The sequence below is a fragment of the Novosphingobium sp. ZW T3_23 genome (genome assembly GCF_044987305.1).
Classification (GTDB): Bacteria; Pseudomonadota; Alphaproteobacteria; order Sphingomonadales; family Sphingomonadaceae; genus Novosphingobium.
In genome coordinates this window covers 239,649-264,467 of sequence record NZ_JBJDRF010000002.1, presented here as the reverse complement: position 1 = coordinate 264,467, position 24,819 = coordinate 239,649, and the positions used below count along the sequence as shown (strand labels likewise).

At 64.2% G+C, this 24,819-nt stretch carries 23 protein-coding genes and 1 tRNA gene; 12 read left to right on the top strand and 12 right to left on the bottom strand.

The genetic code is table 11. The annotated features are described in order from the left end of the window. Nucleotides 1–57: 57 nt before the first annotated feature. Nucleotides 58–669: a hypothetical protein gene (locus ACI3K3_RS02515; RefSeq protein WP_404911771.1), complete on the bottom strand. Its 612-nt coding sequence runs from the start codon at nt 667–669 to the stop codon at nt 58–60. Between the two features lie 147 nt (nt 670–816). Between ACI3K3_RS02515 and ACI3K3_RS02510 the strand changes: the two genes are divergently transcribed. Next, a complete protein-coding gene (locus ACI3K3_RS02510) occupies nt 817–2,238 on the top strand; it encodes an FAD-binding oxidoreductase (RefSeq protein WP_404911770.1) in 1,422 nt (473 codons plus the stop codon). A 164-nt stretch (nt 2,239–2,402) separates the two neighbouring features. Next, nucleotides 2,403–3,173, top strand: a complete 771-nt coding sequence (locus ACI3K3_RS02505) for a SapC family protein (protein ID WP_404911769.1) — start codon at nt 2,403–2,405, stop codon at nt 3,171–3,173. 324 nt (nt 3,174–3,497) lie between these two features. On the opposite strand, the gene ACI3K3_RS02500 is transcribed toward ACI3K3_RS02505, so the two are convergent. Then, nucleotides 3,498–4,451 carry an N-formylglutamate amidohydrolase gene (locus tag ACI3K3_RS02500; protein WP_404911768.1) on the bottom strand — a complete coding sequence of 318 codons (954 nt, stop codon included), beginning with the start codon at nt 4,449–4,451 and terminating at the stop codon, nt 3,498–3,500. 168 nt (nt 4,452–4,619) lie between these two features. Here ACI3K3_RS02500 and cpdR point away from each other — a divergent pair, with 168 nt between their 5' ends. The 3 genes from cpdR (at nt 4,620) to ACI3K3_RS02485 (ending at nt 6,673) form a co-directional block, all read left to right on the top strand. Next, nucleotides 4,620–4,994 (top strand): cell cycle two-component system response regulator CpdR, encoded by a 375-nt coding sequence (gene cpdR, locus ACI3K3_RS02495; protein ID WP_313434314.1) that lies wholly within the window; start codon nt 4,620–4,622, stop codon nt 4,992–4,994. 136 nt (nt 4,995–5,130) lie between these two features. After that, nucleotides 5,131–5,205, top strand: a tRNA-Val gene (locus ACI3K3_RS02490). A gap of 244 nt (nt 5,206–5,449) precedes the next feature. After that, entirely contained in the window at nt 5,450–6,673 is a 1,224-nt protein-coding gene (locus tag ACI3K3_RS02485; protein WP_404911767.1) for an NADP-dependent isocitrate dehydrogenase, read from the top strand. Between the two features lie 117 nt (nt 6,674–6,790). Here ACI3K3_RS02485 and ACI3K3_RS02480 read toward each other — a convergent pair whose 3' ends face one another. After that, nucleotides 6,791–7,636 carry a TauD/TfdA dioxygenase family protein gene (locus tag ACI3K3_RS02480; RefSeq protein ID WP_404911766.1) on the bottom strand — a complete coding sequence of 282 codons (846 nt, stop codon included), beginning with the start codon at nt 7,634–7,636 and terminating at the stop codon, nt 6,791–6,793. A 152-nt stretch (nt 7,637–7,788) separates the two neighbouring features. Continuing rightward, a complete protein-coding gene (locus ACI3K3_RS02475; protein WP_404911765.1) occupies nt 7,789–8,376 on the bottom strand; it encodes a TetR/AcrR family transcriptional regulator in 588 nt (195 codons plus the stop codon). 132 nt (nt 8,377–8,508) lie between these two features. On the opposite strand from ACI3K3_RS02475, the gene ACI3K3_RS02470 reads away from it, so the two are divergent. Further along, nucleotides 8,509–9,579 carry a PA0069 family radical SAM protein gene (locus tag ACI3K3_RS02470; RefSeq protein WP_404911764.1) on the top strand — a complete coding sequence of 357 codons (1,071 nt, stop codon included), beginning with the start codon at nt 8,509–8,511 and terminating at the stop codon, nt 9,577–9,579. 86 nt (nt 9,580–9,665) lie between these two features. Continuing rightward, on the top strand, nt 9,666–9,956 hold the full coding sequence (locus tag ACI3K3_RS02465; RefSeq protein ID WP_404911763.1) for a hypothetical protein: 291 nt from the start codon (nt 9,666–9,668) through the stop codon (nt 9,954–9,956). A gap of 34 nt (nt 9,957–9,990) precedes the next feature. Here ACI3K3_RS02465 and dnaE read toward each other — a convergent pair whose 3' ends face one another. Then, entirely contained in the window at nt 9,991–13,590 is a 3,600-nt protein-coding gene (gene dnaE, locus ACI3K3_RS02460; protein WP_404911762.1) for a DNA polymerase III subunit alpha, read from the bottom strand. A gap of 734 nt (nt 13,591–14,324) precedes the next feature. Between dnaE and ACI3K3_RS02455 the strand changes: the two genes are divergently transcribed. Next, nucleotides 14,325–14,558 (top strand): RcnB family protein, encoded by a 234-nt coding sequence (locus ACI3K3_RS02455; protein WP_404911761.1) that lies wholly within the window; start codon nt 14,325–14,327, stop codon nt 14,556–14,558. A 31-nt stretch (nt 14,559–14,589) separates the two neighbouring features. Here ACI3K3_RS02455 and ACI3K3_RS02450 read toward each other — a convergent pair whose 3' ends face one another. The 4 genes from ACI3K3_RS02450 to ACI3K3_RS02435 form a co-directional block, all read right to left on the bottom strand. Further along, nucleotides 14,590–15,087, bottom strand: a complete 498-nt coding sequence (locus ACI3K3_RS02450) for a glutathione peroxidase (protein ID WP_404911760.1) — start codon at nt 15,085–15,087, stop codon at nt 14,590–14,592. Then, nucleotides 15,071–15,355, bottom strand: a complete 285-nt coding sequence (locus ACI3K3_RS02445; protein WP_313435307.1) for a hypothetical protein — start codon at nt 15,353–15,355, stop codon at nt 15,071–15,073. Before ACI3K3_RS02445 ends, ACI3K3_RS02450 begins: the two co-directional genes overlap by 17 nt. Before the next feature lie 95 nt (nt 15,356–15,450). Beyond that, the gene (locus tag ACI3K3_RS02440; RefSeq protein WP_313435309.1) at nt 15,451–16,125 is read right to left on the bottom strand and encodes an ABC transporter ATP-binding protein; all 675 of its coding nucleotides are present in this window, start codon (nt 16,123–16,125) and stop codon (nt 15,451–15,453) included. Then, complete coding sequence (locus ACI3K3_RS02435; protein WP_404911759.1) at nt 16,118–17,359, bottom strand: lipoprotein-releasing ABC transporter permease subunit; 1,242 nt, start codon at nt 17,357–17,359, stop codon at nt 16,118–16,120. Before ACI3K3_RS02435 ends, ACI3K3_RS02440 begins: the two co-directional genes overlap by 8 nt. Nucleotides 17,360–17,643: 284 nt before the next feature. On the opposite strand from ACI3K3_RS02435, the gene purF reads away from it, so the two are divergent. The 3 genes from purF to ACI3K3_RS02420 all read left to right on the top strand — a co-directional run bounded on the left by purF (nt 17,644) and on the right by ACI3K3_RS02420 (nt 20,238). After that, nucleotides 17,644–19,092, top strand: a complete 1,449-nt coding sequence (purF, locus tag ACI3K3_RS02430; RefSeq protein WP_313435313.1) for an amidophosphoribosyltransferase — start codon at nt 17,644–17,646, stop codon at nt 19,090–19,092. Beyond that, nucleotides 19,089–19,820: an SDR family NAD(P)-dependent oxidoreductase gene (locus tag ACI3K3_RS02425; RefSeq protein ID WP_404911758.1), complete on the top strand. Its 732-nt coding sequence runs from the start codon at nt 19,089–19,091 to the stop codon at nt 19,818–19,820. The genes purF and ACI3K3_RS02425 overlap by 4 nt, the downstream gene beginning before the upstream one ends. 79 nt (nt 19,821–19,899) lie before the next feature. Continuing rightward, nucleotides 19,900–20,238 carry a PilZ domain-containing protein gene (locus tag ACI3K3_RS02420; RefSeq protein ID WP_404911757.1) on the top strand — a complete coding sequence of 113 codons (339 nt, stop codon included), beginning with the start codon at nt 19,900–19,902 and terminating at the stop codon, nt 20,236–20,238. Between the two features lie 8 nt (nt 20,239–20,246). Here ACI3K3_RS02420 and ACI3K3_RS02415 read toward each other — a convergent pair whose 3' ends face one another. Continuing rightward, nucleotides 20,247–21,557, bottom strand: a complete 1,311-nt coding sequence (locus ACI3K3_RS02415) for a class I SAM-dependent methyltransferase (RefSeq protein WP_404911756.1) — start codon at nt 21,555–21,557, stop codon at nt 20,247–20,249. A gap of 89 nt (nt 21,558–21,646) precedes the next feature. Further along, complete coding sequence (locus ACI3K3_RS02410) at nt 21,647–23,023, bottom strand: cryptochrome/photolyase family protein (protein WP_404911798.1); 1,377 nt, start codon at nt 23,021–23,023, stop codon at nt 21,647–21,649. Between the two features lie 41 nt (nt 23,024–23,064). Here ACI3K3_RS02410 and ACI3K3_RS02405 point away from each other — a divergent pair, with 41 nt between their 5' ends. Then, nucleotides 23,065–23,805: a phosphatase PAP2 family protein gene (locus tag ACI3K3_RS02405; RefSeq protein ID WP_404911755.1), complete on the top strand. Its 741-nt coding sequence runs from the start codon at nt 23,065–23,067 to the stop codon at nt 23,803–23,805. Here ACI3K3_RS02405 and ACI3K3_RS02400 read toward each other — a convergent pair. Then, a complete protein-coding gene (locus ACI3K3_RS02400; protein ID WP_404911754.1) occupies nt 23,798–24,811 on the bottom strand; it encodes a 2-oxoacid:ferredoxin oxidoreductase subunit beta in 1,014 nt (337 codons plus the stop codon). The genes ACI3K3_RS02405 and ACI3K3_RS02400 overlap by 8 nt on opposite strands. Nucleotides 24,812–24,819: the final 8 nt, after the last annotated feature.

Below are 24,819 nucleotides of genomic sequence, written 5' to 3'. Positions count from 1 at the left end.
ACCGAAGCGCAGGAAATCGCGCTTCGCAGGCCCGCATGAGCTGAATGTCGATCCGCCCTAGCGGCCGGTCGCCACGAGCTGGCGTATGCGCGTGAGCTTGCAGCTCGTGCCGCTTCGCGACAGCAGTTCGTCGCGATCGATGCAAAGCTGTCCGTCGGCGGTGCGGGACAGCAGAAATCCCGAATAGAAGGCCCCTGCCCGGCAGCCCCGCTCCAGCTCGGCGCCGACGACGCGCCGATCCCGCATGAACAGCAGGAGCCTTGCCTGGCCGTCGGGCTGGACGCCGGCGATCCCCGACATAGGCAGGCATTTGCCGATCTTGCGCTCCGAATAGCGCGGCCTTTCACCGCCGCCGCCCGGCATGCCGACCAGCATGTCCGGCGGCGCGGGCATCTGCGCGCGCGGACTGATGCGAATCGTCATGCGCTGCTCGATTCTCACCTGCCATGCGGCATCCGGCTCCACATGCTCGAAAGCCTGGGCGGCGAACGGCCATGCGCTTGGCGAAGCAGGCACTTCATCGGGCCAGGCATAACCCTGCACCTCGACGACCGGGGAAGCCACCTGCGCCTCCGAACGGTCCTCATGCTTCGTGCGAGCGCCGTCCCCCAGGCCCACCGCGGGTAGCAGCAGCGTGAAAGGATAGAGCAGTACGGAAGCGAGATTCATGAAAAGGACCGGTCCTCGGGCGCGCGCGTCAGGCCGCCATAGAGCAAGAGCTTGAACCAGCGCTTAACTTGAAGCAACGCAAGACCCGATCGATATCTTCCGAAGAGTGCTGGTGAATCCTGCTCGCGCCTGTGCCATATCGCGGCGATGACCGATACCGACACCTTTCTCGCCGAAGCCGCGGACCTGCTCGGCCCGCGTGGATTGACGACCGATGCGGACCTGCTCTCGCCCTGGCTCACCGACTGGCGCGGTCGCTATACGGGGCGCGCCCTGGCCCTGGCATCGCCCGCCGATGTGACGGAAGTTTCGGGGATCGTGCGGCTCTGCGCGAAGCACGGGGTGCCGATCGTTCCGCAAGGCGGCAACAGCGGCATGTCGGGAGGCGCGACGCCGGACGCCAGCGGAGCGGCCATCCTGCTCTCGCTGCGGCGCATGAATGCGATTCGCACCCTCGATGAAGAGGCCCGGCAGGTCACCTGCGAGGCCGGAGTGGTGCTCCAGACCCTCCATGACGCGGCGGAAGCCCGCAATTTGCGCTTCCCCCTCTCACTGGGAGGCAAAGGCTCCGCTACGGTGGGGGGACTGATCTCCACCAATGCGGGGGGCACGCAAGTCCTGCGGCACGGCTCGATGCGGGCACTGGTGCTCGGGCTGGAAGCGGTTCTGGCGGACGGTCAGGTCTTCTCGATGCTCACCCCGCTGAAGAAGGACAATCGCGGTTTCGACCTCAAGCAGCTGTTGATCGGATCCGAAGGCACCATGGGCGTGATCACCGCCGCCACGCTGGCACTGCTGCCGGCGGTTGCGGAGCGCGTCGTGATCTGGGCAGGAGTGCCGTCGCTTGGCGCCGCGCGCAAACTGCTTCTTCACTGCGAGGCCTTAGCCGGAGAGGCGCTGGAAGGTTTCGAAGTTCTCCCTCAGGCATGCCTCGAAGCCGTGCTCGATCACCTGCCGGACGCCCGGGCGCCGCTGACCGATGCGCATGCCTGGCATGTGCTGATCGAAGTGGTTGCGGACCGTTCGACGGCATCGACCTTGCGCGATCGCTGCGAGGCGATGATGGCCGAGGCTTTCGAGGCCGAGCTGGTCGAGGATGCCGCGATGTCCGCCAGCGAAAGCCAGGCGGAGGCCATGTGGCTGCTGCGCGAATCGATCTCGCCCGCCGAACGCGCGCGCGGCCCGGCCGTGCAGCACGACATTTCGGTTCCGGTCGAGAAAATGCCGGACTTCGTGGAAACGACGATCCCGATGATCGAGGCGAAATGGCCCGGCACCGAAGCCATCGCCTTCGGCCATCTCGGCGACGGCAACGTGCACTACCATGTCATTGCCCCCAGCGTGACCGACGGCCCAGCCTGGCAGGCCAGCGAAGGCAAGGCGATCAGCCGTTACGTGCACGACCTCGTGACCGAATGGGGCGGCTCGATCTCGGCCGAACATGGCATCGGCCAGCTGAAGCGGGACGAACTGGCGCGGCTGGGAGATCCGGTGGCGCTGTCGATGCTGCGGGCCGTGAAGAATGCGCTCGATCCCCAGGGCATCTTCAACCCCGGAAAGCTGGTCTGAGCATGCATTTCGGCGCGCTGCCGCGTGCCGAATCAGGATCGGACGGCTGGACAAGCCCGACTCGCCCGATATCCCCGTTTCGGCAGGGCAGCGCGCTTGCTTCCGTCGCACGCAGCCCTTAAAGCGGCGCCTTCGAAAATTCCTGTCTTGCGGAGAGTATCGCAATGGCCACCGCGCCGCAGAATCCTGCCCTTCCCCTGTTCTACAAGGATCTCGTGCCGCTGAATTCCCAGCAGCATGCCACTTGGAAGACCCGCTCCACCGACAAGGCGACCTGGCTCGTCGGCGTGAATTCGATTCCGCTGACGGTCGAGGAATTCCCGCAGGCCCAGCGCAATTTCCCGATCATCTTCACCGCTGGAGAGAACCCGGTCCCGCTCGTGCTCATGGGCATGAACGAAGGCGTGAACGTCTACGTCGACGAGGACGGCACCGTGAACACGCCGGTCTATATCCCGGCTTACGCGCGTCGCTATCCCTTCATGCTGGCGCGCCTGCGCCCGGATGCCGAGGAACTGTCGCTCTGCATCGATCCCACCAGCGACCTCGTTGGCGAAGGCGATGACGGCCAGGCCCTGTTCGACGGCACCGAGCCCACCGAAACCACCACGAACATGCTCAAGTTCTGCGAGAACTTCGAGATCGCCGGCACCAAGACCGCCAACTTCATGGCGGAACTGGCCAAGCACAACCTGCTGATGGACGGCGAGCTGAACATCGACATCGGCACCGGCCAGCCCTTCACTTACCGTGGCTTCCAGATGGTCGACGAGACCAAGCTGCGCGAAGTGCGCGGCGACGTCCTGCGCCAGTGGAACCAGAACGGCATGCTGCCCCTGATCTACGCGCACCTCTTCTCGCTCGACCTGGTTCGCGAGATCTTCGGTCGCCAGGTTTCTCAGGGCAAGGGCCCGCAGGTTCTTCCCGCAGCCTGATCGCATGACCCATGGAGCGGGCATTTATGACATATTTGTCACATGCCCGCTCCATTATGCAGCAGCTTTCGAACACGCTCTTGCAAATCATATGTTGTTCGCCCCATTCTAGGGGTTGAATGTGCGATCAGGCTTGCTATGTTAGGGCTACCTGATCGGCGCTACCCTCATGGCCCGGTTGGGTTTGGTGCACATCGTGCACCTCCTCCCTGAACCTTGGCCACCTCGCGCATCGCGCGAGGTGGTTTTTTAATGCCTCCCCCACACGCCGATCTCTGTGAGACGAAGCCCGGTCAAGGCATTCCCCAAGATATTCGGCACCAGCTATTCGGCGGCTTGCGCCCAGCCCTTCCCGGCCCGCTCTTGAGCGAGATCGCAAACGGTTGCGGCCAGGCAGCGAACAAGGCCCGCCAGAAGATCCACGATCACCTCCATCCCCGGCCCCGGTTCGACGAGACGCGAATCAAGATAGCTGCTGCGGTCGATCTCCAATTGCATCGCATGGATCGATTCGGCCGGATTGCCGTGGCGATCCAGCACATAGCCTCCTGCGTAAGGGCGGTTATGAGCCGCCTCCCAACCATGGGCCGCGAAGTGCGAGAACGCGCCCGCCACCAGGCTGCCGTGGCAACTCGCCCCGAATCGATCGCCCACGACAAATGTGGCAGGCTCGCATCCCGGGCGAGCTGCCAGCGGCGGCATCGAATGGAGATCGAGCAGCAATGCCGCTCCCCAGCGCTCACGCAGGGCGCCAAGGGCCTGAGCAAGCGCGGCGTGATACGGCTCGTGCACATTATCGAGCCTGGCCTGGAGATCGTCCCCTTCCAGGCGGCCCCGCCAGATCTCGCCGACACCCGGAAGGCGGCGCGGGATAAGCCCCAATCCGTTGCGCACCCGGCGGCTCGGCAATGCACGCTGGCCTTCCGGCCGGGAGGCACGGCTGAACATCTCCCAATCGATGTCGTCCGGCGATCGATTGAGGTCGATCATGGCACGCGGAGCCTGCGCGAACAGCAAGGGCGCCCCCGTCGCCCGGGCAACCCCCTTCGCGACACGATCGACGAAGCGATCCTCCAGCCGCAAGGCCGTCGTCTCCGGCTGCTTCATTGTCCGGAGCAAACCGGGCGGATAGGCACGCCCGGCATGGGGAGCCGCGATCAGGACGGGTATGGCGGACGGCGCGGAAGCCGAAAGGACGAAGGCGGGAATGCCGGCAGAGCCCGGAATCAGCCCCCCGGCGCCTTGTTGCGAATCACTATCGCCACTCGGATCGATCATGTCTGTGAAGCTGGCCGTTTCCCCAATCGCTGTCAAAGCGTCCCGTTCCCGGTCAGTCGCTATTCCAGACGAGAATTTTAACCAGACACGGGTTAAAACTTGGCGCATGAGAGCGTGCTACACGCCCGAGCATACGAATATGGTCATGAATCTGGATATGAAAACGCGATGATCCGCATCCTGCTTGCCGAAGACGACCAGGCCATGCGCACTTATCTTGCCCGCGCCCTCGAAAACGCGGGCTATGACGTGCTGGCCGTCGATCGCGGAACCGAGGCCCTCCCCTATCTGGAAGCGCAGCATTTCGATCTGCTGCTTTCGGACATCGTCATGCCCGAGATGGACGGGATCGAGCTGGCGCAGCGCTGCGCCGAAATTTCTCCCGCAACCAAAGTCATGTTCATCACCGGCTTTGCCGCCGTATCCCTGCGCGCAAGCAGGGAAGCCCCCCATGCCAAGGTTCTGTCGAAGCCGTTCCATCTGCGGGATATCGTCCTGGAAGTTCAGCGCGTTTTCGGGCTTTCGGAACATGCGCGGCTCTGAAATCGCTATCCACAGGGCTGCCCACAGGCATGTGAAACTTTTTTGAAAAAACCGGTTGCCAACATCCGGCCTCACCGTTAGAGGCCCACTCCACCGAGCGGCACTACGGCGCCGCAACGGACCAACCGAATGGTGTGGGCGTATAGCTCAGTGGTAGAGCACTATGTTGACATCGTAGGGGTCGCAAGTTCAATCCTTGCTACGCCCACCATTCGAGAGCCCCGCAAGCCTCTGGCTTAGCGGGGTTTTCTCTTTTCGGCTTCCGCGACAGCGGCGAACTTTCCACCCCTGTTCGCGCAAGGATACAAACCGGCCACAAACCGCCGGGCCTTCATGCGCGCCGCGCAACTCCGCCCCCGCGCAAAGCGGGCGCCCCATCCGCAACCCGCCTTGCCAGCCGCTCCCCTCCTGCCTAAGAGACGCCCAATTTCTCACCTCCAGGGGAGTTTTCCGGAATGGCAAAAATCAAGGTCAAGAATCCCATCGTCGAGATGGACGGCGATGAAATGACGCGGATCATCTGGGAATGGATCCGTGAACGGCTGATCCTCCCCTACCTCGACATCGATCTCAAGTATTACGATCTGTCCGTCGAGAAGCGCGACGAGACCGACGACCAGATCACCGTCGACGCCGCGAACGCCACCAAGGAACATGGCGTTGCCGTCAAGTGCGCGACCATCACCCCCGACGAAGCGCGCGTCACCGAATTCAGCCTCAAGAAGATGTGGAAGTCGCCCAACGGCACGATCCGCAACATCCTGGGCGGCGTCGTGTTCCGCGAGCCCATCGTGATCTCCAACGTGCCCCGCCTGGTCCCCGGCTGGACCGACCCGATCGTCGTCGGCCGTCACGCTTTCGGCGACCAGTACAAGGCCACCGACACCCTGATCCCCGGCCCCGGCAAGCTGCGCCTGGTGTGGGACGGCGAGAGCGGCGAGAAGATCGACCTCGACGTGTTCGACTTCCCGGCTCCGGGCGTCGCCATGGCGATGTACAACCTGGACGAATCGATCCGCGACTTCGCGCGTGCTTCGTTCAACTACGGCCTCAACCTCGGCTGGCCGGTCTACCTTTCGACCAAGAACACGATCCTCAAGGCCTATGACGGCCGCTTCAAGGATCTGTTCCAGGAAGTGTTCGACACCGAAGGCTTCAAGGAAAAGTTCGCCGAAGCCAAGATCGTCTACGAACACCGCCTGATCGACGACATGGTCGCCTCGGCGCTCAAGTGGTCGGGCAAGTTCGTCTGGGCCTGCAAGAACTACGACGGCGACGTCCAGTCGGACACCGTTGCGCAGGGCTTCGGCTCGCTGGGCCTGATGACCTCGGTCCTGCTCTCGCCCGACGGCAAGACCGTCGAAGCGGAAGCCGCCCACGGCACCGTGACCCGTCACTACCGCCAGCACCAGCAGGGCAAGGCGACCTCGACCAACCCGATCGCCTCGATCTTCGCCTGGACGCGCGGCATCGCCTATCGCGGCAAGTTCGACGAAACGCCGGAAGTGGTGAAGTTCGCCGAGACGCTGGAGCAGGTCTGCATCGAAACCGTCGAAAGCGGCAAGATGACCAAGGATCTCGCGCTGCTGATCGGTCCGGACCAGAACTGGATGACCACCGAGCAGTTCTTCGAGGAAATCGTCAAGAACCTCGAAACCAAGATGGCTGCCTGGGCCTGAGGCCTTCGCATCGACCCCCGGGTCTTCGGACCCGGGGTGCAAAAAACCCTCCGCCTTCGCAGGCGGAGTGTTTTTTCTTGCCCCTTCAAGCGGCGACGCCGCCTTGCGGAACGTCTCTTATTCGAAGGGCTCTTCGCCTTCGAGCTTCGTGCGGTGCATCATGCGGCCGCAGTTCGGGTCATAGGCCTCGGCCCGGTGCATGGTGCCGGTATTGTCCCACATGACGAGATCGCCCACTTCCCACTCGTGGCTATAGGTGAACTCCGGTCCGGTAGCCCATTCGCGCAGGCCATGGATGATCATCGCGCTCTCCAGCGCGGACTTGCCGACCACTTGCGCCGAAGTGCAGCCGATCACCAGGCTCTTGCGGCCGGACTTGTGCTTCCAGACGAGGGGCAGTTCCTGCTCGCCGATCTGCGCATAGCCCTGCAACTTGGCGAGGCTCGGCTCGGGTTCGTAGTAGAACAGGCTGGCCCAGGGGCCGTGGATCATGCGGTACTGCTCGTACTCGGCCTGCTTGTCCGCCGGCAGTTCCTCGAAAGCGGCGTAAGTGTTCGCGAAACCGGTGTTACCCGTGCCGCGCGGGCTGGGCACCCGGCAGGACAGCAGGGAAGCCAGGATCGGCACGTCGTTGCGGGTGCCGTCGATGTGCCAGTAGAGCGAGCCCTTCAGGTACTCGGCGGCCATCGGGTTTTCCTTGGCATCGAGGGTGATCTTGGAAATCACTTCCTCTCCGCCCTTCCGCTCCGGCGCGAAAGTGCCGAGGGTCTTGGTGAAGGCGACCTGTTCCTCGTCCGTGAAGTTCACCTGCGGGAAAACCAGAACGCCCCGCGCCTCAAGAAGCTCGCGGATTTCCGTGGCGACAGCGCCCGAAAGCAGTTCTTCGCGGGTGTTGAGCACGCGACTGCCGATCTTGGGCTTGATCTCCTCGGCCCGGAGCTTGGTCTGGGTTGCCACCGACATCTCTCGTATTCTCCCGTATCATGGTCTGCCGCCATAGCGACTCATGGGAGAACAATACGCCGCCTGAACACCAGTTCAAACAAATGTGCAATGCAGCCGCGATCTATCGCGCGGCCGGCCGGTACAGCTTAGGGCGCTTCTCAGGGATCTGCTCAACCAGGGGGCAGCAGTCTGTCCAGCCAGGACTCGACGATGGCGCGGGCCTGCTCGTGCCCATCTTCGACGCCGAGCGACTGTTCCATCACGATGCAGCGACCGATCCCGGCAAGGATAACCGAGAGACCCGCCGGATCGAACCCCTCCAGCGCTTTCAACCGATCGCCGAGGAGGTGCTTCAGAAGCTCGACCTGCCGCGCACGCATCGCAAAGCTGTGCTCCGCCATGGCCTCCCGAACGGCGGGACGATGGTTGGCCAGCGCCATGAATTCAAGCGACATCGCTGTCCGGCTGGTATCGACGAAAAAGCGCCAGAGCGCCCGCACGGGATCGTCGGAAGCCAGCGCGGAATCGATCATCCGGTCGCTGTCGGCTGCGCCCTGGCGGCACACTTCCAGAAGCAGGTCGTCCGTCGTGGGAAAGTAGTAGTGGACCAGCGATGGCTTCAGCCCCGCCCTGGCCGCCACGCGCCGGGTGCTGGCGGCGGCATAGCCCTCGTCCCTGATCAGTTCCACCGTCGCCTCGACGATGCGCGCCCGCGTCGCGGATGTTTCTGCCCCAATCCTGCGCGCTGCGCCTGCCATGCAATCTCCTGTGCCCGCCAGCCGCTCGGCACGGTCCGGTTCGATGTCCGCGCCTGACTAGGCTCTGCCAACGGCCAGATCAACCGGACGGTTCGGCTTGCGTTATGTTCCCTTTTTGTTCATATTTGTCCGATGCAAGTTCACAAGGGAAGAGGGGCCGTCAGCGGCCAGGCCAGCAAGCGCTTCAATCTTCCCCAACGGGAGGCGGACGGCGACTGGCTGGACGCAATGGAGGACATCGACGGTCCGGCCCGACACCCCGCCACCACCGTCACCGAAGAGCACCCCCGCTCGATCCTGTCGTTCAACAAGTCTCCCGACATTCCCTTCGACCGCTCGATCAATGCCTATCGGGGCTGCGAGCACGGCTGCATCTATTGCTTTGCCCGCCCGACCCATGCCTACCACGATCTGTCGCCGGGCCTCGATTTCGAGACCAAGCTGTTCGCAAAACCGGACGCGGCGAAGATGCTGCGCGAAACCCTGGCCAAGCCGAGCTACCGTCCCGCTCCCATAGCCATGGGCACCAATACCGACCCCTATCAGCCCATCGAAGGACGCTATCGTATCACGCGCAACCTGCTCGAAGTGTGCCTTGAGGCGCGGCATCCGGTCACTATCACAACCAAATCGGACCGGGTTCTTCATGACCTCGACCTGATCTCTCAATTGGCGCGGCGGAACCTGGTGGCGGTCGCCATATCGGTCACTAGCATGGACGCGAAGCTCTCCCGCCTGCTGGAACCGCGCGCAGCCGCGCCTGCAAAGCGGATAGCGGCGCTTGGCAAGCTGGCGGAAGCAGGCGTGCCGGCCCATGTCTCGATAGCGCCGGTAATCCCTTCGATAACGGATCAGTTCCTGGAGGACATCCTCCTTGCCGCGCGCGAACAGGGCATCGATCGCGCAACCTGGATCATGATACGCCTGCCCCACGAAGTGGCGCCGCTATTCCGCGAGTGGCTGGAGGCGCACTTTCCCGATCGCGCGAGCAAGGTCATGGCAACGATCCAGTCGATGCGCGGTGGGCGCGACAACGACCCCGAATTCTTCACCCGCATGCGACCCAGCGGTGTCTGGGCGGACCTGTTTCGTCGGCGGTTCAAGGTCGCCATGCAGCGCATGGGATTTTCCCGGCCGGAGATTTCGCTGGATTGTTCGGGTTTTCGCCGTCCTTCGCTGGACGGCCAGCTTTCGCTGTTATGAACGCCTTGCCCATCACCGCGCGTCCGGCAACCGGATCCATCCTCGCGCGTTCCCTGCAACGATAAAAAATCGGACAGGAGGCCGTCATGGCAGATGAAACCGTAACCACCGAGCGCGCTCCCGAAGCCCCCACGACGACCACAACGATCATTCGCGAACGCGGCTCCTCCGGCAGCGCCACGGGGATCGTGATGGCACTGATCCTGCTGATCGCGGTCGTCGGCGGCATCTACCTCTTCAGCCAGGGCACGCAGAGCGAGGCCGCCAAGGACGACGCGGTTGCCAATGCGGCGAACAACGTCGGCGCCGCGGCCGACAAGGTTGGCGATGCCGCCCAGGACGCGGCAGACAGCGTATCCAAGGACAGCGGCAACTGACGAGAGTGAGCGGGTCCGAGCGATCGGACCCGCCTCAGGCCGCGCGACGAAGCCCTTCCGGCCCGCGGCGCGCAATCAGGGACACGTTGGATATCCCCGCCACGCTGGCGAGATGCTCGGCGAAATCACCGTCGAGCGCAAAGCTGCGGCCAAGACGGACCTTCTGCTTCTTTCCCTCACCCAGGTCGAGTGTCGCCACCACCTCCCCACAGCCCGGCGCGCCTTCACGCATCAGCATCGCCAGCTCCTGCACCGCGTCCACCCGATCGATGTCGAGCGTCAGCAACATCCGCGCATCGGCTTTCACTTCGTTGAGCGGCCTCGCACTGCGAACCGTGACGCGGGGTGGTTCATCCGGGCTGGGACTGTCGAGTTCGACGTTGAGCAGGATGCAGGTGCCCTCCTTCGACCATCTGACGAAGTTCTCCACCAGGCTTTCCTCGAAGCACGATGCCGAGAAATTGCCCGATTGGTCCGAGAAATCGGCCATGACGAAGTCCTTGCCGCGCTTCGTCTTGCGCTTCTGAACGTTCTCCACCATCGCCGCCATCACCGCGCCGGTCCGGCCCGCCCCGCCGCCCGTCATCAGGCTGGAGTATGTCCGCGCGCCATTGGCCGAAGCCACGGCGCGGTATTGCTCGACCGGGTGCGCCGCGAAATAGAAGCCGAAAGTCTCGCGTTCCTTGGCCATCTGATCGGTGCGATTCCACGGTTCGGCCTCGACGAGGCGCAAGCCCTGCTCGACGTGATCGTCACCGCCGAACAGGCTGTTCTGGTCGGAATTGCGCTCACGCGAGGATCGGTCGGCTTCGGCCAGCAGGGTGTCCGCATTGGCCAGCACTTTGGCGCGGTTGGGCTCAAGCGCGTCGAACCCGCCTGCCGCCGCCAGGCTTTCGAGCTGGCGGCGATTCATCGATCCTGCCGGGGCGCGGCGGAACACATCGTCCAGGCTGACGAACTTGCCGTTCGCCTCCCGCTCGGCAACCAAGGCCTCCATCGCCTTCTCACCGACGTTGCGGATGCCGGCCAGGGCATAGCGCACCGCGTGGCTGTCCGGCGTTTCCTCGACGCAGAACTCCGCTTCCGACATGTTGATGTCGGGCGCGGCCAACTGGATGCCGTTGCGGCGGGCATCGTCCACGAAGATCGCCAGCTTTTCAGACTGATGCATGTCGAAACACATCGAGGCGGCGTAGAATTCGTGCGGGTAATGCGCCTTGAACCACGCGGTGTGATAGGCAAGCAGCGCGTAAGCGGCAGCGTGCGACTTGTTGAAGCCGTAGCCGGCGAACTTGTCGATCAAGTCGAACAGTTCGTTGGCCTTGGCGGCATCGATGCCGGAGACGTCCTTGCAACCATCGACGAAGCGCTGGCGCTGCTTGTCCATTTCCGCCTGGACCTTCTTGCCCATGGCGCGGCGCAGAAGGTCTGCATCGCCCAGCGAATAGCCCGCCAGGATCTGCGCTGCCTGCATGACCTGTTCCTGGTAGACGAAGATCCCGTAAGTTTCGCCCAGGATGCCCGAGAGTTTCTCGTGCGGGTATTCGATCGATTCCAGCCCGTTCTTGCGTCGGCCGAACAGCGGAATGTTGTCCATCGGGCCGGGACGGTAGAGCGAGACGAGCGCGATGATGTCGCCGAAGTTGGTCGGCTTCACCGCCGCCAGGGTGCGGCGCATGCCTTCCGATTCCAGCTGGAACACCCCGACGGTGTCGCCGCGCTTGAGCAGTTCGTAGACCGCAGGATCGTCCCAGCCGAGCGTGGAAAGGTTGATCGAGATCCCGCGCCGTTCCAGCAGGTCGCAGGCTTTCTTCAGCACGGAAAGCGTCTTCAGGCCTAGGAAGTCGAACTTCACGAGGCCGGTGTCTTCCACCGACTTCATGTCGAACTGCGTAACCGGCATGTCCGAGCGCGGATCGCGGTAGAGCGGCACCAGTTGCGCCAGCGGGCGGTCCCCGATGACCACGCCCGCCGCGTGGGTGGACGAGTTGCGCGGAAGCCCCTCAAGCTGCACCGCCAGATCGACGAGACGCCTGACCTCGTGGTCGACGTCGTATTCCCGGCGGAATTCGGCCACCGGCGGGTCGGCGGTGACACCGTGCTTCTTGCGTCCGTGCAGCGCCTCGGTCAGCGTCCAGGGGTCGGTCGGATGGTTGGGCACCATCTTGCAGAGGCTGTCGACGCGGCCGTAGCTCATTTGCAGGATGCGCCCGCAATCGCGCAGCACCGCGCGGGCCTTCATCTTGCCGAACGTGATGATCTGCGCGACGTGGTCGTGTCCGTACTTGCCCTGGACGTAGCGGATCACTTCGCCGCGACGGGTTTCGCAGAAGTCGATGTCGAAGTCCGGCATCGAGACGCGTTCCGGGTTGAGGAAGCGTTCGAACAGCAGGCCCAGTTTGAGCGGATCGAGGTCGGTCACGGTCAGCGCCCAGGCGACCAGCGAGCCGGCGCCGGAGCCACGGCCCGGTCCCACCGGGATGTCGTTGTCCTTGGCCCACTTGATGAAGTCGGCAACGATCAGGAAGTAGCCGGGAAAGCCCATGCCGGCGATGATCTGAACTTCGAAATCGAGGCGCCTGGCATAGTCCAGGAAATCGTCGGTGACGCCGCGTTCGGCCAGTTCGCGCCACGCCGCCTCTCGCTCCTCGCCCTGAAGCGCCATGGCGGCATCGAGTTCTTCCTCCGTCACCTCCGGCCAGTAAGGCGCGAGTCGGCGGGCAAGGCCGGCGCGCGAATTGTCCGCCAGCATCCGCGCCTCGCCTTCCAGGTCACCCGCGAGGCTGGGCAACAGCGGCTTGCGGCGCGGCGGCATATAGGCGCAGCGCTGGGCCACGACGAGCGTGTTGGCCAGGGCTTCGGGCAGGTCCGCGAACAGTTCCTGCATCGTTTCGGCCGGCTTGACCCAGCGCTCCGGCGAGGAACGCGGGCGATCCGCCGCATCGACTTGCGTCGAATTGGCGATGCAGAGCATGGCGTCATGCGCGGCATGGAACTGCGCTTCGGCATATTGCGCGGGATTGGTGCCGACCAGCGGGATGTCTCGCGCGTAGGCAAGCGCGATCAGATCTTCTTCACTGCCATCTTCGGCCTCGTCGCCGGTACGGGCGATCTCGATGTAGAGACGGTCTCCGAACAGCGCCTGCAAGGTATCGCAATAGCTTTCGGCAGCCTCCACCCGGTCGGCCGCGAACAGGCGAGCCAAGGCGCCCTCGCCGCCGCCGGTCAGGCAGATCAGGCCATCGGTATGGCCCCGCAGGCTATCCAGTTCGACATGGGCTTCGAGATGAAGCGGCCGATCGAGATGCGCGCGGCTGACGAGATCGCACAAGTTGAGCCAGCCCGCCTCGTTCTGGGCGAACAGCGCCAGCCAGTCGATCGGACGATCCTGGCCCTGCTTCACGGCACCCGGCCGGGCGACCGCCAGGAACGTGCCGACGATGGGCTGCACCCCGGCGCCCTTGCACGCCTGGGCGTAAGTCGGCGCCCCATAGAGGCCGTTGCGGTCGCAGATCGCGGCGGCGGGAAACTTGCGCTCCTTGGCAAGCTTGGCCGCGGCCTTGGGATCGATCGCGCCGTCCAGCATCGTGAAACTCGAAAAGATGCGGAGCGGTACGAAAGGTGCGTGGGCCATCGGCGGAATTTAGGCATTGCCCCACCTCCCGATCAAGGCGCGCCTGCGGATAAGCCGGGGGAAAGGACACTGATGCCGCCAAAATGGTGCAAGAACGGGTGCCCGCTGGGCGCGCACCCCCACTTTGCGAACCTCGCCGGCAGTGCCGGAGACAGCCTTGTAAATGCCGGTAAATCGCGTCATGTTCGGCCCGTTCCCCTTCCTGCGTACGGGCCGCCGCGCCGTTCGAAAGCCCGAGAATTCACAAGCCCCGCGCCCGCTCTGGCGCTTCGTCTTTTTGCCCATGTGGCGGTTCTGGAGACGCGTGAATGAAGGTAGCCTATCTCGCCTTGATCCCTCTGCTGCTCGTACCCGAAGGACTCCTGCCTTCTGCGGCCATGGCCCAGCAGAACCGCCCACAAGGATCACAAGGCCAGAACACGCGCCCGCCGGGCGGGAATCAAAGCAGCACGAATCGACCCGGAGGCGGACAATCGCAAGGCGGGAGGCCGACGAATCCCGGAGCCGGCAACAACAGGCCCCAACCGCAACCCTCAACGCAGCCCTCACGCCCCGGCGGCAACCAGACCCAACCTTCCCGGCCCGGCGCCGGCAACGACCAGCGCCCTCCGCAGAACGGCAATCGTCCGGGCCAGCCGGGCACGAACCGGCCCGGCCAAGGCGGCAACCAACGCCCGCCGGCCGTGACTACGCCGCATCGGCCCGGCGCAGGCCGACCCAACACCTTCCGACCGATGCGAGCGCCGGCCTACCGCTACCCCAGGGGGTACGGCTATCGCCGCTGGTCGACCAACATGGTGCTGCCGGCGATCTTCCTGTCATCGACCTACCTGTTCCAGGATTATGCGATGATCGGCGTGGGCAGACCGCCCGCAGGCTACTATTGGGTCCGTTATGGCCCCGACCTTCTTCTGGTGAATCGCGGAACCCGGCGCGTGGTCGATGTGATCTACGGCGCGTTCTATTGAACAACGCAGGAGGACATCGCGGCATGGCCGCTCACAGCAACGCCTCAATGTCCTTCTCCAGCCGCTCCGGGCGATCGGTCGGCGCATAGCGCCGCACGACCTTGCCGTCTCGACCGATCAGGAACTTGGTGAAGTTCCACTTGATGGACTTGCTGCCGAGGAAGCCGGGTGCCTCGCTCTTGAGCCAGGTCCATAGCGGCGCGGCATGATCGCCGTTGACATCGACCTTGCCCATGAGGGGAAACGAGAGGCCGAAGTTGACGTCGCAGAAGGATGCGATCTCTTCCGCAGAGCCCGGTTCCTGGCCACCGAACTGGTTGCAGGGGAAAGCGATCACCTCGAAGCCCCGATCGCGATACTTGCGCCATAGCGCTTCGAGGCCGGCGTACTGCGGCGTAAATCCGCATTTGCTGGCGGTGTTCACGACCAGCAGCACTTTCCCGAGCCGGTCGGCGAGACTGGTCGTCTCGCCGCCGGGTAACTGGGTTTCGAAATCCGCGACAGTGCGGGGATCAGCCGGCGACGCCATGAGGGAAATCCGTCCTTCGATAAAGACGGCGTATGTCCCCTATTTCCAGCAACCTGTCACCGTCCTTCTGGACGGAATAGTTGCCCTGGTCCGCTTCCGGCAGATGCATGACATAGCGGATCAGATTGGCCACGGTATCCCTGCGGATGGCCTTGAATACGTTGAATACACCTCCACCGTCGGCCGTCTTGTGCAGTTCGGCACTATCGTTCCAGCCCAGGCCTTCGCCTGCCGGATGGCCTTGGATGGTTGTGGGAAAGTCGCTCATAAAAACGCTCCTTTCGCGCGTCTTGCCTCTGAAGGTAAAACGCTTGGACCGTCTGCGATGTTCCCTGGGGCCTCTGGGGTATCCCTAGACGAACATCAGGTCAGCACGCCATCGTGCAGTCTTACCACGCGGTCCATCGCCGCAGCCAGACGCTCGTTGTGGGTAGCCACCAGCGCGGCGCTGCCTTGTCCGCGCACCAGTTCGAGGAACTGCGCGAAAACCTTGTCGGCCGTGGACTCGTCGAGATTGCCGGTGGGCTCGTCGGCCAGCACCAGGCGCGGACGGTTCGCCAGAGCGCGGGCGACGGCCACGCGCTGCTGCTCGCCGCCCGAGAGCTTGCTGGGACGATGATCGAGCCGCTGCCCCAGGCCCAGCGCGCCCAGCAGATCCCTGGCGCGCTCCTCGCACTCCTCGCGCGGCTTGCCGGTGATGAGCTGCGGCAGCACCACGTTCTCGATCGCGTTGAAGTCCGGCAGGAGATGGTGGAACTGGTAGACGAAACCGATGTGATCGCGCCGCACCGCCGCGCGGCGATCCTTGCCGAGTTTCGAGGCATCGATGCCCGCGATCTCGATCCGTCCTCCGAAACCGCCTTCCAGAAGGCCGATCGCCTGGAGCATGGTCGATTTGCCGGATCCAGAAGGCCCCAGCAGGGCGACGATCTCTCCGGGCTGGACCGCAAGATCGACGCCGCGCAGCACGTCGATGCGCACCCCGCCCTGCTCGAAGCTGCGGGTAAGTCTGTCGAGGCGAACTACCGGGTCATTCATAGCGCAGCACCTGCACGGGATCGGTGCTCGCCGCCTTGAAGGCGGGATAGAGCGTGGCAAGGAAACTGAAGATCAGGGCCATCACGCAGATCACCGCGATCTCCACCGGGTCGGGCCGCGAGGGCAGCTCGGTCAGGAAACGGATCGAGGGATCCCAGAGATTCTGGCCGGTCACGATCTCCACGAAATGGACGATAGGCTGGCGGAAGTAGAGGAACGCGAAGCCCAGCAGCACGCCGGCAGCCGTGCCCATCGCACCGATGCAGAACCCGGTCATCACGAAGACCTTGAGCAGCGAGCGCCGCGTGGCCCCCATCGTGCGCAGGATCGCGATATCCCGCGTCTTGGCGCGCACCAGCATGATCAGCGACGACAGGATATTGAACACCGCCACCAGCACGATGATCGAGAGCACCACGAACATCGCCACGCGCTCCACCGACAGCGCCTCGAACAGCGAGGCGTTGATGGTCTTCCAGTCGGTGACGATCGCCCTGCCCTTCAGCTTGCGTTCGAGCGGGGCGAGGATTTCGCCGACTTTGTCCGGATTGGTCGTCGTCACCTCGATCATGCCGATGGTGTCGCCGGTCAGCATCAGCGTCTGCGCATCCTTCATCGGCATGACCACATAGGCCTTGTCGTAGTCATAGATGCCGATCTCGAAGATCGCGGCGACGCGATAGGCGATCTGGCGCGGCACCGTGCCGAAGGGCGTCGAGCGGCCCAGCGGGTTCATCACCGTGATCGTATCGCCCACTTGCGCGCCCAGGTTCTGCGCAAGCTGCGAGCCGATCGCCACATTGTCGCTTCCCGGCACCAGTTCACGCAGATCGCCCGCCTTCACCTTTTCGCCAAGGCGCGCGATATCCTCATTCGTGTTTCCGCGAACCAGCACGCCTTCGACGCGGCCGTTGAAGGTCGTCACCAGCGGCTGTTCGATCAGCGGCGAGGCATTGACGACATTGGGCGTGGCCCGAACGTCCTTGAGCACGTCCCGCCAATCGTCGAGCCGGCCGCCATAGGCATTGATGATGGCATGGCCGTTGAGCCCGACGATCTTGTCGAACAGTTCGGCACGGAAGCCGTTCATCACGCTCATGACGATCACCAGCGCGGCGACGCCCAGCATGACCGCCACCAGGCTGATGCCGGCGACAAGGGCGATGAAGCGCTCGCCCTTTCCGGGCAGCATATAGCGCTTGGCGATGGTCCATTCGAAAGGGGATAGGATCAAGCGACGGGTCCGTCTGTGATCGGGCAGGTGGCCCGGCATTAAGCAGAAGTGGATAGACTGGCAAGCGGATCGCCCGCCCGAGGTGACGGGGCGCTGAACGGGCCCTTCATAATGCCTCGGATCCTGCCGGGTTCCGATGGCATCGAGGCTGTCATGATGTCGTCACGTAGCGGGCTCAAATGCGCCAACCCGACTTCCGGCACTCGACCCCCCTTGCATTTCGAGGCGATCCGCTCCAAATGCGCGCCAGATATTGACGCGCCAGCGGGCCGGAAAAAACACCCATGAACCTGACTCACCCCTTTCGTGACGCCGACGGGGACAAGCTGCGCGAAGAGTGCGGCATCTTCGGCGTAATCGGTTCCAAGGACGCGGCGAATATCGCCGCGGCCGGGCTCCATTCCCTTCAACATCGCGGTCAGGAAGCCGTGGGCATCACCAGCTTCAGCGGGTCGGAGTTCCACTCCTACCGCGGGCTCGGCCACGTGGCGCAAGTGTTCTCGCAGCGAGAGCTGGACACACTGCCGGGCACCATGGCCTCTGGCCACGTCCGCTATGCGACGACCGGTGGATCGGGCCTGCGCAACGTGCAGCCGCTCTTCGCCGACCTTGCCGCGGGCGGTTTCTCGATCGCCCACAACGGCAACATTTCCAACGCGATGACGCTGAAGCGCGATCTCGTGTCGAAGGGCTCGATCTTCCAGTCGACCTCCGACACCGAGGTGATCATCCACCTCGTCGCCACCAGCCGCTATCCCACCCTGCTCGATCGCTTCGTCGACGCGCTGCGCATGGTGGAAGGCGCCTATTCGCTGATCTGCATGACGGCCGAAGGCATGATCGCCTGCCGCGATCCGCTGGGCATCCGCCCGCTGGTCATGGGCCGCATCGGCGACGCCACCGTATTCGCTTCGGAAACCGTGGCCTTCGACGTGATCGGCGCCGAATTCATCCGCTCGATCGAGCCTGGCGAACTGGTCCAGGTGGATCACAAGGGCACGATTTCCAGCCACCGGCCTTTCGGCAATCCGGCTCCGCGCCCCTGCATCTTCGAGCATGTCTACTTCAGCCGACCCGATTCGGTGATGGACGGCCGCTCAGTCTACCAGGTGCGCAAGCAGATCGGCATGGAACTGGCCAAGGAAGCGCCCGCCCCCGCCGACGTCGTTATCCCGGTTCCGGACAGCGGCGTTCCCGCTGCCATCGGCTATGCCCAGCAATCGGGCATTCCCTTCGAACTCGGCATCATCCGCTCGCACTATGTCGGCCGCACCTTCATCCAGCCGGGTGACGCGGCCCGCCACGCGGACGTGAAGCGCAAGCACAACGCCAACCGCGCCATCGTCGAAGGCAAGCGCATCATCCTGATCGACGATTCGATCGTGCGCGGCACCACCTCGCTCAAGATCGTCGAGATGATGCGCGATGCCGGCGCCGCCGAAGTCCACATGCGCATCGCCAGCCCGCCGACCGAGCATTCGTGCTTCTACGGCGTCGACACGCCGGAGCGGTCGAAGCTGCTGGCTGCCAACATGGACATCCAGGCCATGGCCGACTTCATCAAGGCCGATAGCCTTGCCTTCGTCTCGATCGACGGCCTCTACCGCGCCGTCGGTGAGGAAAAGCGCAACCGGAAGCGCCCGCAGTTCTGCGACGCCTGCTTCTCGGGCGAATATCCCACCAAGCTGACGGACTTCGCCGAAAGGTTCTCGGGGGAGCTCAACGCAGCGTGAGCGAGAATGTTGGCGGCAAGCCGTTCGAAGGTCAGGTTGCGCTCGTAACCGGCTCAAGCCGGGGCATAGGCGCGGCCACGGCGCTCGCACTCGCGGCGACAGGGGCGCATGTCCTGCTGACCGGGCGCGACACCAAGGCGCTCGAAGCGATCGAGGACCAGATCTACCAGGCCGGCGGCTCGGCAACGATCGCGCCGGTCGATCTGGTCGAACCGGACGGCATCGCCCGCCTGGCCACCGCCGTCTCGCAGCGCTGGGGCAAGCTCGACATCCTCGTCGTCAATGCAGCGGTCCTGCCCGAACTGACGAGCGTGGCCGATATCGACCAGCGCGCCTTCAACAAGGCCCTCACCACCAACGTTCTCGCCACGCAGGCGCTGATCGCCAACTTCGACGGCCTGCTCCGCAAGAGCGACAATGCCCGCGTGATCGGCCTGAGCACCAGCGTCGCGGAAAAGCCGCGCGCGTTCTGGGGCGCCTATGCCGCCACCAAGGCCGCCAGCGACATGCTGCTGGACTGCTATGCCGAGGAAACGCGCAACGCCACGAAGGTCCGCGTCGCCATCGTCAACCCCGGCGCCACGCGCACCGCCATGCGCGCCCGCGCCTATCCGGGCGAGGCCCCTGCCTCGGTCAAGCCGCCGGAAGTCGTGGCTGACCGACTGGTCGCGCTGCTGGGTGAAGCCTTCGAGAGCGGGCACCGCGAAACCGTCTCGTCCGCATTTTAATCCTGTGGTAACCCTTTCCTGATTTTCTACCATTGACGACGCTACGATTGCGTCATCCCAATGCATGGATCTCGGAAAAATGACGACGAAATCCCCGCAGGACATCTACGAACTGGCCGCACAGGAAGACCGCAGCGCGATCCGCCAGCGTATCTCGATACCGGCCGGTTTTCGCGCATCCGGAACCAAAGGCTTCCAGACGGCGGTGCGCGATCTTTCGCTATCCGGTTTTTCGGCGACGGCGATCAGCCGCATCGCTCCGCGTACCTGTTGCTGGCTGACCCTGCCCGGCATGGAAGCCTTGTCCGCACGCGTGATCTGGTGGGAAGATGGACTCGTCGGCTGCGCCTTCGAGCAACTGCTGAACCCGATCGACCTCGATACGGTGCTGACCCGCTGGCGCGGCCTGGGAAACTGATCAGGATTTCACGGCTCGGCGGGCTTGACCAGCGTCACTTGGGCAACGTCGATGCCGCCGCCCAAGAAGCCGCCTTCGCAATACATCAGGTAAAAGCGCCAGAGCCGCACGAAGCGCTCGTCGAACCCGGCGGGGAGCCTGCCTTCCGCGACCACCTTGTCGAAGTTGCGGCGCCATTCGTGAAGGGTGCGGGCATAGTCCAGGCCAAAGGCCTGCCTGTCCTGCCATAACAGTCCACGCTGCTGCGCAAGGCGGCGAAATTCCGGCTCGTGAATCAACATGCCGCCGGGGAAAATGAACGTCTGGATGAAGTCCGCGCTGCCGGCATAGGCGTCGAAGATGTCATCGCGCATGGCGATATACTGGATCGCCGCCCGGCCGCCCGGCTTGAGGTTCCGCTCTATGCAATCGAGGAAATCCGGCCAGAAGCCACGCCCCACCGCCTCCACCATTTCGACGGAGACGATCGCGTCGTAATCGCCGGAGACGTCGCGATAATCCTGCTTGAGGAAATCGACCCGGCCGCCGCGCGCCTCCACCCTGCCGTTCCAACGCTGGCGTGCATAGGCAAGCTGCTCGTCGGAAAGGCTGATGGCATCGACCTGCGCGCCTTCCGTCTCCGCCAGGAAGGCCGAAAGCGTGCCCCAGCCACAGCCGATCTCCAGCACGCGCGCGCCCTCATGAAGATCGAGCCGATGCGCGATCGCGCCGATCTTGTTGGACTGGGCGGCGTCCAGTGTCGTGACGAACTGGCTGAGTGCGTTCGGCCCGCTTCCCGAACGCGGGAAGATGCCGCTGGAATAGAGCATCGTTTCGCCAAGCCATTGCTCGTAGAAGTCGTTGCCCAGGTCATAATGGGCATGGATGTTCCGCAAGGAGCCCGAACGCGTATTGCGATGAAGCCAATGCAGGAACTTGGCCAGCGCCCGCCAGGGGCCCGTAGCCCTGCCGACATTGCCGAGACTATCGGCATTCTCCATGAACAGGGCGAAGATCGGCACGGGATCCGGGCTGTCCCATTCGCCTTCCTCCCATGCCTGATACCAGCCGACCGAGCCTGCCGTGGCCAGACGCAGCAAGGCGCGCCAGCTGCGAATCTCGACGACCGCATCGAAACCGGGCGCCCTTCCGCCCAGCAGGCGCGTCCCGCCTCCCGGCAGCGTCGCTTCTATCGAGCCGCTTTCAAGGCCCCTGTCGATTCGATCCAGAACCTTCGAGACGCCGCCTGACCAGAACCGCGCCAGCCATTGCGGACCAACACCGATGGAGCGGCCACCCTCGACCAGCCCCTCTCCCCTGCCTGGCGCACTTGCGTTCATGAACCGGATATTATCCGGAAAATGGCCGCGGGCAATTGCTTAGAAGTCTGGTTGGAAACATCAGGAAGCGCTGATGGTCCTGGCGAGGCTCACCGAACCTTGGAACGTCCCCAGGCCGCCAGGGCGCGCTCCCGGCCGTCGCGATGCTCGACCAGCTTGGGCGGATAGCCGTCTGGTCGCTTTCCTTCAGCCGGATCATGGATATCCGCATCGTCGAGGACGGCCAGTTCCGGCACCCACTGGCGGATATAGTCCGCTGCGTCGAACTTCTCGGACTGCGTGAGCGGCGCCATGATCCGCACGAACATCTGCGCGTCCACGCCGGAACCGGCGCTCCATTGCCAGTTCACCGCATTGGAACCGTAATCCGCATCGACGAGCGTATCCCAGAACCATCGCTCGCCTTCGCGCCAGTCGATCAGCAGGTGCTTGATGAGGAAACTGGCGACGATCATCCGCACCCGGTTGTGGATCCAACCCGTGTGCCAGAGCTGGCGCATGCCGGCATCGACGATCGGATAGCCGGTCCGCCCCTGCTGCCAGGCCCTCAGATCCGAATCGGCTGCCTTGCCGGTGCGCCAGTGGATGCGCGCGAAGTCTTCCTTGGCCGATCGGCTGCCATATTCAGGAAACTGGAGGATCACGTTCTGGGCATAGTCGCGCCAGCCCAGCTCGCCGAGAAAGGTCTCGACCGATCCCCCGGCATCGGCCACCGCATGCCAGACCTTCGCGGGCGAGATTTCCCCGAAGTGGAGATGGGGCGAGAGGAAGGAGGTTCCTTCCTCGGACGGCAGGTTGCGCTGCGCCTCGTAAGCCGAAGCTTCCTCCACGAAGGCGTCGAGCCGTTTCCGCGCGCCTGCCTCGCCGGGCTCCCACATCTCGCGCATGCCGCCGGCCCAGTCGGGCTGCGCGGGCGGCAGGTTCCAGTCCGCCAGACGATCGGACCGGGGCCACCGGCTCGGGGCTTCGATCCGGGCAGGTCGGGGATGGGGTTCGACGGGCGGCAGGCGTTCATGCAAAGCGCGCCAGAACGGCGTGTAGATCTTGTAAGGCCGGCCCGCCCCCGTGGTCACCGAACCCGGCGGCGCGAGGTAGTTGCCGTGATGCAGATGCAGGTCGAGCACCTGCGAAACGGCTTTCTCGGCGTTGCGCCACCAGGGCTCGTAATGGTGAAGAGCATGAACCTCGCGGGCGCCCACTTCGTCCGCGATGGCTTTCAACACCTCATCGCTGCGGCCCTGGCGAAGGACCAGCCGCGAGCCCTTTTCGCGCAAGGCGGCGTCCAGGCTTTCCAGGGAATGGTGCAGCCACCATCGGGAGGCGGCGCCCATGCGGCGGTGCTTCGGGGTTTCGTCGTCCAGCACATAGACCGGGACGATGGCGCCTTGGCTTGCGGCCTCTAAGATGGCAGGCTGATCGGAAAGGCGCAGGTCGCGCCGCAGCCAGACAATGACGGGGGGTTTCATGCTGCCGGAACGCTTGTCGGTCATCGCCGTTCCTTAGGTCAATGTCCATTTCCAAGCCAGCGCCCGCCTCGTCGAAGAGGTCTGCGGCCTTCCGCCATCGGATCGACCCCCGCAAGGCCCTGCTGGCGGCCGCGATCTGCTGGACGGGATTCGCCTTCTTCGCATGGGCCATGCCGGCAGGCCGCACCACGCAATTCGACCGGATCGGGCTGCTCTTCTGGCGCGCCCAGGACTTGCGCCCTGAAGGGCCGACCTGGCTGCTGGAATGGGTGCGCGATCTCACCGCGATGGGCGGGTTCCTGCAGTTGAAGCTCTACACGATCTTCGCGGTCGTGGCGCTGTTCTGGCTGCGCTGTCGCCGGGAGGGGATGCTGCTGGCACTCACCGTGCTCAGCGCCAGTCTCGTCAACCTGGGCTTCAAGGCGCTGTTCGGGCGCCCTCGTCCGGAAATCGTGCCTCATCTCACCGAGGCCGGCGGCGCCAGCTTCCCCAGCGGGCACAGCTTCAACGCGGCCTCCACCTACATCGCCTTCGCCTTAGCATTCGCCGCGCTGAGTCATCGCGGCGCGGTGCGCCACACCTTGGTCGCGAGCGCCATGGTGCTCAGTCTCGCCATTGCCTGGAGCCGCGTCTGGCTGGGCGTTCACTGGCCGAGCGACGTCATGGCCGGATGGCTTGGCGGCGCCGGATGGGCGTTCCTCGCCAGTGCCCTGCTCTATCGCCCGGCGGAAACGGCGATCCACGCCGCCGACGAACTTGCCGGAGCCGAACGGGTCACCTGACCGTCCAGGTCTGCCCGCGCGCAAGCAACTGGCCAAGGTCCGCCGGCTTGCTTGCCGCGTGCCCCTCCCTCTCGGCGATCACCGCGCTTTCGAAGGTCGGCGCCGGATCGTCATGGATCACCCCGAGCGCCATGGGATAAGGGCCGAACGGCATCTCCACCAGCATATGGGCCAGGCTCCGGTTCCGCACATCGTGGACCAGCACGTCGGCGGCGCGCCAGTCTCCATCCACCACATCGACGACTTTCAGCGACAGCGTGGCCATGTCGAACGCAAGCCCCTTCGCACCCCCGGCGAACAGCAAGGGCTCGCCATCCCGGCAATAGACCTGGGCGTCGGCGGCGACCGCCTTGTCCGTGAAATCGTCGAAACGGTCCTTGTTGTAGACGATGCAGTTCTGGAAAATCTCCACGAAAGCCGCGCCCTTGTGGCGATAGGCGGCCTTGAGCACCTCGGGCAGATCCCTGGACACGTCATAGCTGCGCGCCACGAACCGGGCGCCCGAACCCAGCGCGAAAGCACAAGGGCTGGCCGGACGGTCTACCGAACCTGCGGGCGATGTCGGCGAAGGCGTGCCGATGCGGCTCGTCGGTGAATACTGCCCTTTGGTCAGGCCATATATCTCGTTGTTGAACAGCAGGATCTGGCAATCGAGGTTGCGCCGCAGGACGTGCATCGTGTGGTTGCCGCCGATCGACATGCCATCCCCGTCGCCCGTCACCAGCCAGACGTCGAGATCCGGATTGGCAAGCTTGATCCCCGTGGCCACGGCCGGCGCCCGGCCATGGATCGAATGGAAGCCATAGCTTTCGACGTAGTAGGGAAAGCGACTGGAACAGCCGATGCCCGAAACGAAGACCGTATTCTTCGGATCGGCCCCCAGCATCGGCAGAGTGCGCTGCACGGCCTTGAGTATCGCATAGTCCCCGCAGCCGGGACACCAGCGCACTTCCTGATCGGTCTCCCAGTCCTTGAGCGTCGTCTCGATCGAAGTCATCTCGTTCATGATCGTGT